At 53.8% G+C, this 14,863-nt stretch carries 15 protein-coding genes; 4 read left to right on the forward strand and 11 right to left on the reverse strand.

What is annotated here, in order from left to right; genetic code table 11:
• Positions 1 to 23 precede the first annotated feature (23 nt).
• A complete protein-coding gene (gene efeB / locus EYB31_RS09530) occupies positions 24 to 1,307 on the reverse strand; it encodes an iron uptake transporter deferrochelatase/peroxidase subunit (protein ID WP_131013260.1) in 1,284 nt (427 codons plus the stop codon).
• Between the two features lie 55 nt (positions 1,308 to 1,362).
• On the reverse strand, positions 1,363 to 2,313 hold the full coding sequence (gene efeO, locus EYB31_RS09535; RefSeq protein WP_240762251.1) for an iron uptake system protein EfeO: 951 nt from the start codon (positions 2,311 to 2,313) through the stop codon (positions 1,363 to 1,365).
• Positions 2,314 to 2,582: 269 nt separating this feature from the next.
• Between efeO and EYB31_RS09540 the strand changes: the two genes are divergently transcribed.
• Positions 2,583 to 3,386 (forward strand): class I SAM-dependent methyltransferase, encoded by an 804-nt coding sequence (locus EYB31_RS09540; RefSeq protein ID WP_131013076.1) that lies wholly within the window; start codon positions 2,583 to 2,585, stop codon positions 3,384 to 3,386.
• A gap of 121 nt (positions 3,387 to 3,507) precedes the next feature.
• On the opposite strand, the gene EYB31_RS09545 is transcribed toward EYB31_RS09540, so the two are convergent.
• Positions 3,508 to 4,650 (reverse strand): M20/M25/M40 family metallo-hydrolase, encoded by a 1,143-nt coding sequence (locus tag EYB31_RS09545; RefSeq protein WP_131013077.1) that lies wholly within the window; start codon positions 4,648 to 4,650, stop codon positions 3,508 to 3,510.
• A gap of 95 nt (positions 4,651 to 4,745) precedes the next feature.
• On the opposite strand from EYB31_RS09545, the gene prli42 reads away from it, so the two are divergent.
• Complete coding sequence (prli42, locus tag EYB31_RS40135; protein ID WP_165452313.1) at positions 4,746 to 4,844, forward strand: stressosome-associated protein Prli42; 99 nt, start codon at positions 4,746 to 4,748, stop codon at positions 4,842 to 4,844.
• 39 nt (positions 4,845 to 4,883) lie between these two features.
• Here prli42 and EYB31_RS09550 read toward each other — a convergent pair whose 3' ends face one another.
• From EYB31_RS09550 to lpdA, 4 genes are all read right to left on the reverse strand, one after another.
• Positions 4,884 to 6,230: a dihydrolipoamide acetyltransferase family protein gene (locus EYB31_RS09550; RefSeq protein ID WP_131013078.1), complete on the reverse strand. Its 1,347-nt coding sequence runs from the start codon at positions 6,228 to 6,230 to the stop codon at positions 4,884 to 4,886.
• A 31-nt stretch (positions 6,231 to 6,261) separates the two neighbouring features.
• On the reverse strand, positions 6,262 to 7,242 hold the full coding sequence (locus tag EYB31_RS09555; protein ID WP_131013079.1) for an alpha-ketoacid dehydrogenase subunit beta: 981 nt from the start codon (positions 7,240 to 7,242) through the stop codon (positions 6,262 to 6,264).
• A gap of 1 nt (position 7,243) precedes the next feature.
• Complete coding sequence (locus EYB31_RS09560; protein ID WP_131013080.1) at positions 7,244 to 8,257, reverse strand: thiamine pyrophosphate-dependent dehydrogenase E1 component subunit alpha; 1,014 nt, start codon at positions 8,255 to 8,257, stop codon at positions 7,244 to 7,246.
• 128 nt (positions 8,258 to 8,385) lie between these two features.
• Positions 8,386 to 9,807: a dihydrolipoyl dehydrogenase gene (lpdA, locus tag EYB31_RS09565; protein ID WP_131013081.1), complete on the reverse strand. Its 1,422-nt coding sequence runs from the start codon at positions 9,805 to 9,807 to the stop codon at positions 8,386 to 8,388.
• A gap of 206 nt (positions 9,808 to 10,013) precedes the next feature.
• Between lpdA and EYB31_RS09570 the strand changes: the two genes are divergently transcribed.
• The gene (locus EYB31_RS09570; protein WP_131013082.1) at positions 10,014 to 10,280 is read left to right on the forward strand and encodes a DUF2627 domain-containing protein; all 267 of its coding nucleotides are present in this window, start codon (positions 10,014 to 10,016) and stop codon (positions 10,278 to 10,280) included.
• Between the two features lie 7 nt (positions 10,281 to 10,287).
• Here EYB31_RS09570 and EYB31_RS09575 read toward each other — a convergent pair whose 3' ends face one another.
• The 3 genes from EYB31_RS09575 to steA are packed head-to-tail and all read right to left on the reverse strand — an operon-like array spanning position 10,288 to position 13,058.
• Entirely contained in the window at positions 10,288 to 11,172 is an 885-nt protein-coding gene (locus EYB31_RS09575; protein ID WP_165452314.1) for a hypothetical protein, read from the reverse strand.
• Positions 11,148 to 11,849 carry a glycosyltransferase family 2 protein gene (locus EYB31_RS09580; protein ID WP_131013084.1) on the reverse strand — a complete coding sequence of 234 codons (702 nt, stop codon included), beginning with the start codon at positions 11,847 to 11,849 and terminating at the stop codon, positions 11,148 to 11,150. The genes EYB31_RS09575 and EYB31_RS09580 overlap by 25 nt, the downstream gene beginning before the upstream one ends.
• 57 nt (positions 11,850 to 11,906) lie before the next feature.
• The gene (gene steA / locus EYB31_RS09585; protein WP_131013085.1) at positions 11,907 to 13,058 is read right to left on the reverse strand and encodes a putative cytokinetic ring protein SteA; all 1,152 of its coding nucleotides are present in this window, start codon (positions 13,056 to 13,058) and stop codon (positions 11,907 to 11,909) included.
• A 154-nt stretch (positions 13,059 to 13,212) separates the two neighbouring features.
• Between steA and EYB31_RS40140 the strand changes: the two genes are divergently transcribed.
• Positions 13,213 to 13,389 (forward strand): hypothetical protein, encoded by a 177-nt coding sequence (locus tag EYB31_RS40140; RefSeq protein WP_165452315.1) that lies wholly within the window; start codon positions 13,213 to 13,215, stop codon positions 13,387 to 13,389.
• Positions 13,390 to 13,615: 226 nt separating this feature from the next.
• Here EYB31_RS40140 and EYB31_RS09590 read toward each other — a convergent pair whose 3' ends face one another.
• Positions 13,616 to 14,677: an LLM class flavin-dependent oxidoreductase gene (locus EYB31_RS09590; RefSeq protein WP_240762253.1), complete on the reverse strand. Its 1,062-nt coding sequence runs from the start codon at positions 14,675 to 14,677 to the stop codon at positions 13,616 to 13,618.
• Positions 14,678 to 14,863: the final 186 nt, after the last annotated feature.

Below are 14,863 nucleotides of genomic sequence, written 5' to 3' on the forward strand. Positions count from 1 at the left end.
ACGTTCTCCTTTGTTCCGTTTGCTTATGAGAACAGCTGCTCTCCGATGAAGCCACCGCGCTTCACGCCCGGAAAACATGCGAACAACGCGCTTCCCAAATGAGAAATGTATTCATTCAGCGCATCCGCTTTGGCCAGACGCTGCTGCATCGGGACAAACTGGCTCCGCGGGTCTCGTTGATAAGCGATAAACAGCAAACCGGCGTCAAGCTGCCCCGTTTTGCTGTCCAGCCCGCTGGAATATGAATAAGAACGGCGTAAAATTTTCATGCTGCCGTCCCCATGCGCCAGCCGGACATGCGAATTGGCCGGAATGACAAAAGCGCCGGAGGCGTCTTTTTCCTCAAGCTTTAATGTGTCAAATTCGTTTTTGGCGCCAATCGGCGCGCCGTTTTCGCGATAGCGGCCAAACGTATTCTCCTGCTCTCCGAGCTTGGTTCTGTCCCAAATCTCGATCCGCATCCGAATGCGCCGAACCACCATATAGCTGCCGTTGTTCATCCATCCGGCGCCGTCGGCTGCTTGGGCCCAAACGACGTCATTCATCAATTTGTTGTCGTTCACATCCGGATTCCCGGTGCCGTCTTTAAACCCAAGCAGGTTCCTCGGCGTATCGCCCGCCGTACTGCTTGCCGCGCTGGTTCGCTGGAACCCTTCCTGCGTCCAACGAAGCACCGCCGTGCCTCTGGCGATTCGCGCCAAATTGCGCACCGCATGGAAGGCAACCTGCATATCGTCGGCGCACACCTGTACGCCGATATCCCCGCCGCACCACTCGGGCCGCAGATTTTCTCCGGCAAAACGCGGCAAATCCGCAAGCGCCGCAGGGCGTTTGGCGGCGAGGCCAAATCGCTGGTCGAACATAGACGGCCCAACGCCAAACGTAATCGTCAGCTTGGAAGGCGTAAGCCCTGCCGCCTCGCCCGTATCCGACGGAGGCATGGTTGTTTTATCGTTTACGGTTCCGATCAGCTGGCCTTCCGTCATAGCGGCTGCAGCTTCAGTCCAAGCGCGAAACATCTCGGCGATGTCGGACAGCTTCGCGGACGTGACGTCAAATGCGGCAAAACAGACGAAGTTTTGCGACGGCGTTACGATTCCCGCCTGATAGTCGCCGTAGAAAGGAATATGTTGATCCGCTTGCCGGGGAGTAACCACCGAAGCCGTTTTACTGGATAACATCCCGGTACGCGTCAGTACCTCGCCGACTCCGACAGAGCCGACGAGCAGTCCGAGTCCGCCGACACCGGCCATCTTGAGCACTTCGCGGCGGCTTACTTTAGTACGTCCCGGCTGTTTTTCCGGCATCACGTCTGCGGAATTCCGGCTTGTCTCGTCAGCTTGCCGTTCGTGTGTCACTTGCTTATACCTCCAATACTTTCCCCATATTGGAAAGCGGCTCCGCCAATGCGTCGATAGCCTGGCTCAGCTTTTTCACTTGCTCCTTGGACAATTCGTCGTACAACGCGTATCCTTCGCCTTTTTTAAATTGGCCCAACTCTTTGTTCAGTTCCGACAGTTTGTCCTCGATTTTTTTGGACAACGCCGCATCTTTTTTCTGCAGTTCCGGTTTCAGCACTTCGTAAATTTTTTGGGCACCTTCCACATTCGCGGCAAAATCGTACAGATCCGTATGCGAGTAACGGTCTTCTTCGCCGGTAACTTTTGATGTCGAAACTTCGTTCAGCAGTTCGACGGCTCCGGTGACCATCATCTCCGGCGTAATCTCCACCGTCTCCACTTTACCACGCAGCAGCTTGCTGTCGCTTAACAATTGATCTGCGATAGATCCCAGGTCTTTAGTTGTTTTATCCTGCCAGAGCGTTTTCTCCAAGCGGTGGAAACCTCTCCAGTCCTTCTCGTCGATATCGTCTTCCCTGCCGTCGATATTCGGATCCAAATCGCCTAACGCTTCGGCAATCGGTTCAATACGCTCGTAAAACATCCGGGTCGTCGCGTATAACTGTTTGCTTTTATCCAAATCTCCCGCTTTGATCGCACCGACAAAGTCTCCGGTCGCTTTCACAAAAAGGTCCGTTTGCGCGATCACAAATTTGCGGTAGTTCTCCGTGGCATCTTTTAACGGATTGGCGGAAGCCGCAGGCTTAGTTTCCTGAACCGCCGGTTTCGTTTCCTGTGTTGCCGGTTTGCTGTCTTGAACCGCAGGTTTTGTTTCTTGGGTTGCGGCAGGCTTGCTGTCTTGAGCTGCAGCCGGTTTCGCCGGAGCAGCCGCGTTCTGGTTAGAGGAACAGCCGGCAGCGAGCAGAAGCGAACCGCTGATAATTACGGAAGAAATGACATGGAACGATTTCAAAGACTACATCCCCTTTAGCCGATAAATGAAAATAATTCTCAGTCTAAAATAGCACAACTGAGAATTGCTTTCAATACACAGACATAAAAAGTTCATAGTTCCACTTAATGGATGAATTGTTTCAGTCACAAGTTTGCCACAACATCCGTTATAGGAAAAATCTATAAAAATCATAAAATCCATATATTAGATCAATAGACTTATGGACTGTACAATAGGTTCAACACAATTTTTGCGGTAAGCGATTTCACGAAATGGGAGCGGATATTATGAATGAACAAACATCTCAAGAGCGGGCGCGGCTGTCCGGCAAACTGATGCAAGTCCTGGATTCGCGGTCGCTCCGTCAATCCCACAAACGGTTGGCGGACATGCTTGTCCCCGGATTAAGTGTGCTTGATATCGGCTGCGGTACAGGGGCTATCACACGAGGTATTGCGGAAGCGGTGAATCCAGGGGGAAACGTCGTCGGGATGGACAATGACCCGCACTTGATCGGCAAGGCCCTTCAAGCTTACAGCGATATTCCGAACCTGACTTTTACCGTTGGCGATATGTATGTTATTCCTTATAAGGAGCAATTTGATATCGTTACCGCCTCACGTGTATTGATTTGGCTGTCAGAACCGCTTAAAGCCTTAAATGCAGTAAAATCCGCGGCCAAAAAAGGCGGACGGATCGTCATCTCCGATTACAACCATACCAAGATTAAATGGGACCCCGCCCCTCCCGCCAGCATGTTGTTGTTTTATTCCGCTTATTTGCGATGGCGCGCAGATGCAGGGATGGACAACGCCATTGCCGACCGCTTGCCGGAACTGTTTGAACAGGCCGGCATCGGCGGGATCAAAGTAACTCCGCAGCATGAAGTGATCCGGCGGACGGACCCTGACTTCCACAGCCGAATTCGCATTTGGGCGGACACAGCCTCCAGCAGGGGGCCGCAAATGGAGCGGGACGGTTATATTACCAAAGCCGAATATCTCGCCGCTGAGGAGGAATACCGGGAATGGTCCGCCCGCGACGCGCAGGCTGTCACCATGTATATGCTGGCTGTGGAGGGTGTGGTCTAGAGGACGGCGCAGGTCCGCACAAGGAAACCCGGAAATGCAAAAACGGAGCGGTAGGATCCCCGCTCCGTTCTTCGTCCACCTATGTAACTATGCCGGCCGCTTTTCTTCGACAAGCAGTGCCTCAGCTGCCGGATTTCGCAGCTTCCTTCACAATCGCCACGACCACCTCGGCCGTTTTGACCAAATCCTTCACTGCGATTTGCTCTTTGGTCGTATGAATATGCTCATATCCTACCGCCAGGTTGACCGTCGGAACCCCCAGCCCGTTAAACACATTGGCGTCACTGCCGCCTCCCGTGTGAAACGTCCGCGGCTTGCAGCCGCAGCTCTCCAGCGCTCGGAACGCCAGCTTGACCACCGGGGAAGATTCGTCGTGCATATAAGCGGGATATACGACATCGCTGATAAATTGGACTTTAGCCCCCGTCTCTTGGCCTACATCCAGGCACGCCTTGCGCATCGCTTCCACCTGGGCGTCCAGCTTGCTCTGTACGATGCTGCGCGCCTCGGCTTCCAGCTCGGCTGTCTCGACAACAATGTTGGTCGAACCCGAAATCCCACCCGCAAACCGGCCGATATTGGCCGTCGTTTCTTTATCGATACGTCCGAGCGGCATCCGCGCTACCGCCTTGCTGGCCACCTGAATGGCGCTCAGCCCGTCCTCCGGGTTGACACCGGCGTGAGCCGACTTTCCGGTGAACGTAATATGAATTTTCGCCTGAGTCGGCGCAGCAACAGCGATATCGCCGATTTGGCCGTTGGAGTCAAGCGCGTAACCGTAATCGGCTTTGACCCATTTGGCGTCCATTGCCCGCGATCCGATTAACCCGGACTCTTCGCCTGCCGTAATGATGAACAGCAGCGGACCATGCTTGATATTTTGCTCCTTCAGCACACGGATGGCTTCGAACATCGCGGCAAGTCCGGCCTTATCGTCGCTGCCAAGTATCGTCGTGCCGTCGCTGCGGATATAGCCGTCCTCGTGAACCGTCGGTTTGACGCCCTTTCCGGGCAGCACGGTATCCATGTGGCTGGTAAAAAATACGGTAGGCAGCGCCGGATTCGGATCGGTTGCCGCCAGCTTGCAAATCAAGTTTCCCGAACCATGGCCGGTTTTGGCGGCCGTATCGTCTTCGTCGACCGTCAGCCCCAGCTCCGCGAACGCTTTTTTCAAGTACGCGCTGATTTGCTGCTCGTGTTTGGTCTCGCTGTCAATTTGCACAAGCTCGAGAAAATGGTCGACAATCCTTTTTTGCTGAATCATGCTCTTTCCTCCAGTGCCCGGGTAGAGTAAAATGTTCATACAGGCATGTTATTCATAGCTTATTTAAGTATATCCACGAAAAGGAGTTCGTTTCCATGTTTCGCAATAAAATGGTGTTCAAAGTTATCATTTATCTCATGATCGCGTCCATGCTGTTATCCACGCTGCTGTTTACGCTCAATCTTTTCCTCTAGAAGAAAAGTTCGAGAAGCCGGATGTACGACCTCCGGCGCTTAGTACAATTTCGACTCCAGATTAAAGCCTTCCAGGTTCTCCTTCACCCGCTGCAGGAACCGGCCGCAAATGACGCCGTCCAGTATGCGGTGGTCGAGGGACAAGCACATGTTGGCCATCGAACGCACGGCAATCATATCTTGAATGACGACCGGTTTTTTGACGATCGATTCGAAGGTCAAGATGGCCGCCTGCGGATAATTAATGATCGGATAAGACAAGATGGAACCAAATGAGCCGGTATTGTTTACTGTAAACGTGCCGCCTTGAATGTCGTTGTGCGAGAGCTTTCCGGCTCTCGCTTTTTTCGTCAGGCTGTCGATTTCCTGGGCGAGACCGGCGATGCTTTTCTGATCGGCTTTTTTGATGACGGGCGATACGACAAAATCCTCCGTTCCGACTAGCAGCGAAACGTTGATATCGCGTTTGACAATGATTTTATTGACCGCCCATACGGAATTCATGATCGGGTAGTCCTTGATCGCGCTGACTACAGCTTTCAGCACAAACGGCAAATAGGTCAGCTTGACACCTTCGTTGCGGACAAATTCATCCTTCAACTTATTGCGCAGCAGCACCAAATTGGTCACATCCACTTCAATCATCGTCCACGCATGGGGAATTTCCGTTACGCTTTGCCGGGTATGGCTGGCAATCGCATTGCGCATCGGCGTGACGTCGATCAAATATTCGCCGCGCCCTTCAAGCGTCTGCCCTTCCACTTCAATGTTCGGCTGCGGAGGGTTCGATAAATGCAGGCCGGTCGAGCGGACTTCCACTTTAGACGGCGCCTGATCTTGAACGATCGGTGCCGCCACCGGTGACGGCGCGGCGCTTTGGGCCGGCGTTGCCGCAGCTGCCGTCTTATGACGGCCTTCAGCCACCCACGCTTCCACATCTTTACGTGTAATCCGGCCGCCCAGGCCGCTTCCCGCGATGTGCTCCAGATTGACGCCATGGTCTGCCGCCAGGCGCAGAACGGCAGGCGAATAGCGGCTGCGCATCGACGCATCGTCTCCGCCTGCAACTGCGCTGCCCGCAGGTACCTCGGCAGCTGGGGAGATGCGGCCAGCTTCGGACACGTCGCCGCTTCCTTCTTCGGCGATTACGCAGATGACCTCGCCAACCGCTGCCGTTTCGCCTTCGGCAACGACGATTTCCACCACCTTGCCGGATACCGGCGAAGGCATTTCCGTGTTCACCTTGTCCGTGAACAACTCGCATAAGACATCATATTGCTCGATTACATCACCGGGCTTTACAAGCCATTTTCCGATTGTTGCAGATACGAGGCTTTCCGCCAGATGGGGGACGGTAACTCCCGTCCCCTGCTTTGTTTGGGCCATGTCAGGACCTCCATCCTACAAGTTTAAGCGGTCAATAGATCGCAAGCTTTTTCATCGCTTCTTTTAATTTATCCGGGCTGAGCAGGTAAAACTTCTCCATCGGCGAATTCATCCCGACGGCAGGCACATCCGGCGCGCACAAACGCATGATCGGCGCATCCAGATCATAAAGCAGTTCCTCGGCGATAATCGCCGATACTTCGGCCCCTACGCCTCCGGTTTTATTGTCTTCGTGCACGATCAGCACCTTGCCGGTTTTTGCCGCCGCCTGCAGGATTGCCTCCGTGTCGAGCGGTTGGATCGTGCGAAGATCGAGGATCAGCGCGTTGATGCCTTCTTTCGCCAGCTCCTCGGCTGCCTGCAGCGCATATTGCACCGTAATGCCGTAAGAAATGACGGTAAGGTCCGTGCCGTCACGCACAACGTTCGCCTTGCCGATCGGCACGATGTAATCTTCGTCCGGCACTTCGGCGGAATAAGCCAAATAACATTTTTTATGTTCAAAATAGACGACCGGGTCGGCATCGCGAATCGCTGCCTTCAAGAGCCCCTTGGCGTCGTATGGATTCGACGGAGCGACGATTTTCAAGCCCGGCGTACCGAAAAACACCGATTCCGGACACTGCGAGTGGTACAACGCGCCGCCTCCGGTAGCTCCGTAAGGAGCTCTGATGACAACCGGGCAATTCCAGTCGTTATTGGAACGGTAACGGATTTTTGCCGCTTCGCTGATAATCTGGTTGGTTGCCGGGAAAATAAAATCGGCAAACTGCATTTCCGCAATCGGCTTCATGCCGTACATGGCGGCTCCGATCGCTACGCCGGTAATGGCGGATTCGGCCAACGGAGTATCCATCACACGTTCTTCTCCGAACAGATCGCGCAGCCCTTTGGTCGCGTTCAGAACGCCGCCTTTGCCCACGTCCTCGCCAAGCACAAATACGTTTTCGTCCCGCTCCATTTCTTCTCTCATCGCAGAGCGGATCGCTTCCAAGTAAGTGATTACGGCCATCTTATTCCCTCCCGTCCGGCTCGGCATACACATGCCGCAGCGTATCTTCCGGCAGCGGATATGGCGCCTTGTCGGCATAATTGGTCGCTTCGTTGATTTCCAGCTTCAACCGGTCCAGCAGTTCCTGTTCCTGCAGCTCGCTCCACAATCCGCAATCGATCAAATACTGCTTGAATTTGGGAATGCCGTCCTTCTGCTTGTTCGCATCGACCTCTTCTTTCGTCCGGTACAACATATCGTCGTCCGAGGTGGAATGAGGAGAAATCCGGTAGGTGACCGCTTCAATCAGCGTGGGTCCTTCGCCACGCAAGGCGCGCTCCCGAGCTTCTTTCACCACGCGGTACACTTCGAGCACATCGTTGCCGTCGACCTTGACGCCGGGAAATCCGTAACCGATCGCCCGCTCCGCGATGCTGCCGGATATCTGCTTATGAAGCGGTACGGAAATCGCATATTGATTGTTTTCGCACATTAAAATCACCGGGAGCTTATGGACACCGGCAAAGTTGCAGCCCTCGTGGAAGTCGCCTTGGTTGCTCGAGCCTTCGCCGAAGGTCGCAAAAGAGACAAACGGCTGCTTTTTCATCTTGGCCGCCAAAGCAAACCCGACGGCATGGGGAACCTGTGTAGTCACCGGGGAAGAACCGGTCACGATGTTTAGTTTTTTATGGCTGAAATGTCCCGGCATTTGCCGTCCGCCGCTGTTAGGATCTTCCGCTTTGGCGAATACGGACAACATCAGCTCTTTAAAAGTCATGCCCACTGAAAGTACAAAAGCGTAGTCCCGGTAGTAGGGTAAAAAATAGTCCGTTCCGCGCTCCAAGGCGAATGCCGCGCCGACTTGCGCCGGCTCCTGGCCGATACCCGAAACGTGGAATGCGATTTTGCCCGAACGCTGCAGCACATGGCCGCGTTCGTCAAACTTGCGGGCTTTGACCATGTTTTCATACATATCAAGCGCCTGCTGATCGGATAAGCCAAGCGTACGGTGTTTCATCAACTGGCCGATGGACATCGCAAATCCCTCCTAGATTCAACTCGAATGCTTTTTTGATACCTGGTCCTAATACTTGACGCTATATTTGTATTATAATCCGTTTTGTTGATGAACACAATGCGGTTTTTTTGCAAAATGATGCGAAATTACATATTGATGGCATGTCCGTCGACGGCCAGCATCGCTTCGCCGAGAATCTCCGACAAGGTCGGATGCGGAAAAGCAAGCTGCCCGATCTCCCATGGCGTCGCATCCAGCAGTTGCGCCAGCGCAGCGGCGCCGATATGGTCGGTCACATGCGGCCCGATCATATGCACACCCAAAATATCGTTTGTTTTTTTGTCGGCAATCACTTTCACAAAGCCGTCGTTTTCGCCGTAAACCAGCGCTTTGCCCAGCGGCTTAAACGGCACCTTGCCGACCTTTACCTCGTGGCCGCGCGATTTGGCCTGCTCTTCCGTCCAGCCAACGCTGGCGATTTCCGGCCGTGTATACACGCACCGCGGAATGAGATGCGAACCCCGGTGTTCCGGCTTCAGTCCGCATATATGCTCGACCGCCGCAACGCCTTCGTGGCTGGCCACGTGCGCGAGCTGCAAGCCGCCGATCACATCGCCGATGGCGTAAATATGCGATTCGCCTGTTTGCAGATGCTCATTTACGCGAATAACCCCTTTATCAATCTTCACATCCGTATTTTCCAGCCCGATGTTTTCCACGTTCGCTTGGCGTCCTACGGAAACTAACGCTTTCTCCGCGGTTAAAGAGACGGTTTCCCCTTTATGCTCCACCTGCAGGCTCACCGCGCCGCCGTCCGCAACCACCGTCTCCGCCAGCACTTTGGCGCCGGTTAATACTTTAATGCCCCGTTTAGCAAAAAGACGGCGCAGTTCCTTCGATACATCGGCGTCTTCCGTTGGAACGAGCTGGTCGGCGTACTCTACGATCGTTACCTGCACGCCAAAATCACTGAGCATCGACGCCCATTCGACGCCGATGACGCCGCCGCCGATAATGATGATCGATTGCGGCAGCTGCTCCAGCTCCAGCGCTTCGTCGCTGGTCAGCACATACACGCCGTCGATGCTTAGTCCCGGCAGCGACCTTGGCCGCGAGCCGGTGGCAATAATCAGCTTGTCCGGCACGAGCGTTACAATTTCTCCATCGGGCTGCTCCACCGAAACGGAGCCGCTGCGCGGCGAGAAAATCGACGGTCCGATAATCCGCCCGTTGCCCGCAAACACGTCGATTTTATTTTTTTTCATCAAATAGTTCACGCCTTGGTGGATCTGCCCTACAATCTTTCCTTTGCGCTCCTGAACCTTGGCGAAATTCAAAGCCACATCCGCTGCCGTGACGCCGTAACTTTCGCTATCTTTGATCGTGGCGTATACCTCGGCGCTGCGCAGAAACGATTTGCTCGGAATGCAGCCCTTATGCAGGCAGGTGCCTCCCAGCTTATTTCTTTCTACCACAGCGACCTTTTTGCCTAACTGAGCGGCACGGATTGCAGCGACATATCCGCCGGTGCCTCCTCCAAGCACTACGATATCGTATGTATGTGTCATATGGTCCTCCTCATCATTATTACTGCGTGTAAGTCCGTTCAACCTCATAAGAAGTGCGGCAATCTGCGGAAAAATAAAAAATCTAGCTTCTATTTTACCCCTATTTGCCCCTATAAATATAGTGTCAAAAATGAAAACGGCATGAAAAGTTGCTCCGTTTATGATATTTTAAGTAGATAGCCTATCCACGTCAAAAGGAGTACGATATGAAACTCGTGTTATACCGTCTTATTGCCATCTTGCTGCTGGTCATTCCGGGAGTGCTTGCGACATACGGGTTTTTGGCGATGAAAGACGCCTTGTTCGCCCAGTTCGGGCCGGAAGAAACAAACCCGCACATCTTATGGGGCAAGTTTACTTTAGGGTTGGTTTGTTTTGCCGCCGGGGTAGCTTTTATCGGGGGTTGGACTTTTTTCAGGGACCGCAAACGGAATTATGTAGCCCCTCGCTTCCGCAAAAAAAGAAGAAGATAATCGCGGTTTATGTGTCTCTGCCCAGCCGATCGATCCAGCGCAATAGCGGACTGCGTTCGATCCGGGCGGTCAACGAATGCTTGCACGACCATATATGCAAAGCGGCCAGGACCGCCAGAACCGCCAGCTGCGGCAGGAACCCCGCCGTCTGAAACAGCCAGACGCCCAAAGCGAAGCCCAGCGTATTGGCCCCCGCATCGCCAAGCATCGCTTCGCCCCGCACATCTTCCGGGAACAGCACGGCCGCAGCCGCAATGACAGGCGCCATAGCGGTGACAAACAGGGGAAGCGTAGCCGCTCCCACAAGCAGTAGCGCCGCCGGCAAAAACAGCTTCAGCGCGCGTCCGGGGCGCAGATCCAGCAAATTCAGCGCATTGCTCATCAAGGCGATCAGCAAACAGCCGGCAGCGCACTCCGCTAATGGCCGCTCGCTGGCCCACGTCACGATCGATGCGGCAGCCGAAATCACGATTGCTTTGACCAGCCCTGTCGTCAGCCGGCCCTCTTTCCGCCATGTCCTCCAATGCCCCAATATCCCCTTGACCGCCTTGTCCCCGGCCAAATCATCGAGCAGCCCTGCAACCAGCACGGCTGTCAAGGCAAACAAATAGATCGTATCCAGGTGAAGCCCGATAGTAAACGGCGAAGTTCGCATCCAGCGAATTTCTGCATAATGCAGCCCGCTCCATATGAAAGCGTACGCCAAAACGACCGCCCCTACATAAAGCCCGGCCGCCGTCGGAATGGCGCGACCTGCATAATTGTCAGCAGTCACATTATTTTGCCTTAAAAAAACGAGGAGCGATTTTCTGAGGCCAACCGATAGGACAAATGCGGCAAGCAGCCACCCGAGACTCGCGGTCAGCATTAGGAACGCCACCACCTGCTGCACAACACGCCGGAGACGGAAATCAGCTGCCGTCCGCGGTGAAGCCAGCTGCGCAAGTCTCTGCCTGTTTCACGATGGGCAAACGGCACTTCCAGTTCGACCACCTTGTACCCAAGACGGACCGCATCGATTGTAAGCCCTACCTCAACGCCAAAACCGCCGGCCAACGTTCCGATCTGGCGTACAACCGACGTGCGCAAAGCCCGTTGTCCGGATAACGGCGCTAATGAGCGGAAGCCGGACAGCCGGTGGATGCCGGATACCGCTAACCCCTTGACCAAGCCAAGTCCCCCTTTGCGCTGCGGAGCGGGAAGTTTGGCCACTGTCATATCCGCACCGCCGCTTAACACGGGCTCCAGCAGCAGCGGCAAATAAGATGCGCTCGAACCCAAGTCGGCATCCAGAAATACGATGTAGTCCCCTTTGGCCCGTTCCAGACCGGACATCAACGAACAGCCCTTGCCGTATTTGGAAGGATGTCTTACCACTTGATCCGCAAAGCGGTAAGCCGAATCGGCGGTCCCGTCCGTGCTTCCGTCGTCCACCACAATCAGTTCCAGGGCGCAGCGCCGTCCCAGCTCCGACTTTACTTTATTCAGGCTCGATAACGTATCCGTGATATACGCCTCTTCGTTCCAAGCCGGGATTACGATAGACACGGTGTCCGTTTGGACTCCCATATTTCTTCACTCCTTTTGTAAGAGGTTGTTCCAAAAGTCGGCTTTTGGACACGGACTTTAGTGCAGCCATCCTTTCAGTACCGACCAGCCGGGCAATGCTGCGGGAAACATCCATTTGCCGAGCAGCTGCGCCGCAAGGAAGCCGCTCAGCAGCGCCAAACCGGCAGCCCCATTTCTCAGCCATGATCTTGTCTTCTGGGCGCTCAGCAGCATGCTGAAGCCTTTGGCGTCGATCAGCTTATCGCCGATTTTCATACGTACGAGCATGCTGCTGCCCATACCGTTTCTGCCTTTCTCAAGATATTCATTCATATGGTTATGCGATCCTATGGCGATAATCAAGCTCGCTTTCAGTTCATACGCCATGAGCAGAGCTGCATCTTCGCTGGTGCCCATGCAAGGCAGGACGTTGGCCGTAAGTCCGAGCCGCCGAATACGTTCGAGCCCCGGCGCCGCGCCTTCCACATAGGACTGAACGACCAGCTCGGCGCCGCTGCCCAGCGCCCGGTCCGATACGCTGTCCATGTCGCCGACGATCAGGTCGGGCGTGTATCCAAGTTCCAGCAGCGCGTCAGCGCCCCCGTCCACTCCAAGCAGCACGGGCTTGTACGCCTTGATATAGGCGCGGACAGCAGCCAAATCCTCGCGATATTTACTGCCTCTTGTCACCACAAGCACGTGGCGCCCTTCAACTTGGGTGCGCAGCTTCGGACAATGCAGCGGTTGAACCACCATGCGGCTTTCCTGAAGAGCGTGCTGCAGCGTGTTGTCAATGAATTTGCCCAATTCCACATGAAAACAACGATGCGCCTGGCGGTACAACTGATCCCAGCTTGCCATCGTAAACCGCGTATAAGGAATTCTCACTTGGTCGGTCCAAATCCCGGATTCATCGATTCTGATCGTCATCCCGTCTTGAAAAAACGTATACCACAATCGATTGATCTCAATGATCGGAACCGCTTTGTCCAGCAGCAGCAGCGGTCCTTTGGTCATGATCCGGCCGCTCATCGTTTTTCCGGCATTAATGATGATTTTCACTTTGGCGCGAATCAGCTCTTCCGCAGCCAGCTCATCGACATCCTCATGATCGATCACCACAATGCAGCCGGGTTCCGCCGTTTTTAGCAGCTGCTTCGTTTTCCGTCCCATTTTCACCGGGCCTTCGATCCATGCCCTGTTCTCTGTTATGACTTCGCTATATTCCATTATCGTCATCTCCAGCTATGTCCAGTCCATTTGCCATTATTTTGGCAGCATCGCTCCAATTTCATACAATTTTTGAACTTCGAATTATTTTTCCACAATAAGGTTAAACTGCTAATACGATTTAATCATTCGGATATTGGAGGAAGCGACGAAGATGGAGCTGAGTATGAGCTTGGAGCAAGTGAATGAACAACTGTACCAACTTCACAACAACGGCGAATCTCTAGGCAAAAAACAAGTTAAAAAAGCGTACCCGGACTTGATGAAAAATGCGCTGTATTATTCCCCCAGCTGGGAACATGCGCTGCAAAAAGCGGGAATTCACGAGTAAGAGCAGTCGAAGCGGGAGCAGCCGTTGGCTGCTCTTTTTTCGTGTTTGCCAGAAGGAAGGAGCCGACAGCAAACAAGAGAAGGAAATGATCAACCGGCTGGAAAATCAAATTCAGTTATTAAGAACAAACCCTTGAAGAGCCGGAAAGCTCCTCAAGGGTTTTGATGTATTGGCTGCATATTCAATCTGTTCATGTTATGCGAAAATGTGAAGCAGCGGTTACCCTTTAGGTTCGCGCAAGCTCTTTGCGAACGATTGGCGCCACTTTGGTGCCAAGCAGTTCAATGGCGCGCATGACTTCGCGATGCGGCATCGTGCCGACATTGATATGCAAGAAGAAACGGGTTATCCCCAAGTTTTTGCGCAATAACAGGATTTTTTCCGCCACGTACTCAGGATCTCCCACATAAAGCGCTCCCCGCATACTGCGTGCGGCATCATACGTAGCGCGGCTGTAATGTTGTCCCCAGCCTCTCTCGCGGCCGATCACATTCATCTGAGCTTGCGTCGACGGAAAAAACAACTCGGCCGCCTGTTCCGTCGTATCGGCCACAAATCCGTGCGAATGCGTGGCGATCTTGAGTTGATTCGGATCATGCCCCGCCTTCGCCGCAGCTTGCTTATACAGCGATACAAGCGGAGCGAAGCTTTCGGGCATACCGCCGATAATGGCAAATGCGATCGGCAGCCCCAGCATGCCCGCGCGAATAGCCGATTGCGTGTTGCCGCCGCTGGCGATCCATACGGGCAGCGGGTCCTGCACGGATCTGGGATAAATGCCAAGATTATCGATCGCCGGACGGTGGACGCCGCTCCACGTTACTTTCTCCGAAGCTCTGATCGCAAGCAGCAGATCAAGTTTTTCCTCAAACAATTCATCATAATCGTCCAGGCTGTACCCGAATAACGGAAACGACTCGATAAACGACCCGCGACCCGCCATAATTTCGGCCCGCCCGTTGGATATCCCGTCAAGCGTCGAAAAAGCCTGATATACCCGCACCGGATCGTCCGAGGAAAGCACGGTGACCGCGCTTGTCAGCCGGATCCGTTTGGTCATGGGTGCGGCCGCCGCTAACACTACAGCAGGCGCTGTGCCCGCATAATCGGCCCGATGATGCTCCCCGATACCGTATACGTCCAGTCCGACCTGATCGGCCAATACAATCTCTTCTACCGCATCGCGCAGCCGTACGGCATGGCTGATGACCTCACCTGTGACCGGATCCGGTGTAGCTTCCAAAAAAGTGCTGATTCCTATTTCCATGATGTTTGCCAGATCGGCCATCTTTTTATCGCCTCCTTGTTTATATTTTTATTTTACTCATTTTTCTATGGTTTCTCAACATAAGTAAGCCGGTTTAATTTTTCTCGGATTCGGGAGCAACCGGTCCCAACTTCTGATATTCGGAAGGTGAGACTCTCATTTTCCGCTTACGATAAAACTTCGATAAGTTCAAAAATTCTACGACTA

Origin of the sequence: Paenibacillus thalictri (assembly GCF_004307995.1) — a bacterium.
GTDB classification, from domain to species: Bacteria; Bacillota; Bacilli; order Paenibacillales; family NBRC-103111; genus Paenibacillus_AF; species Paenibacillus_AF thalictri.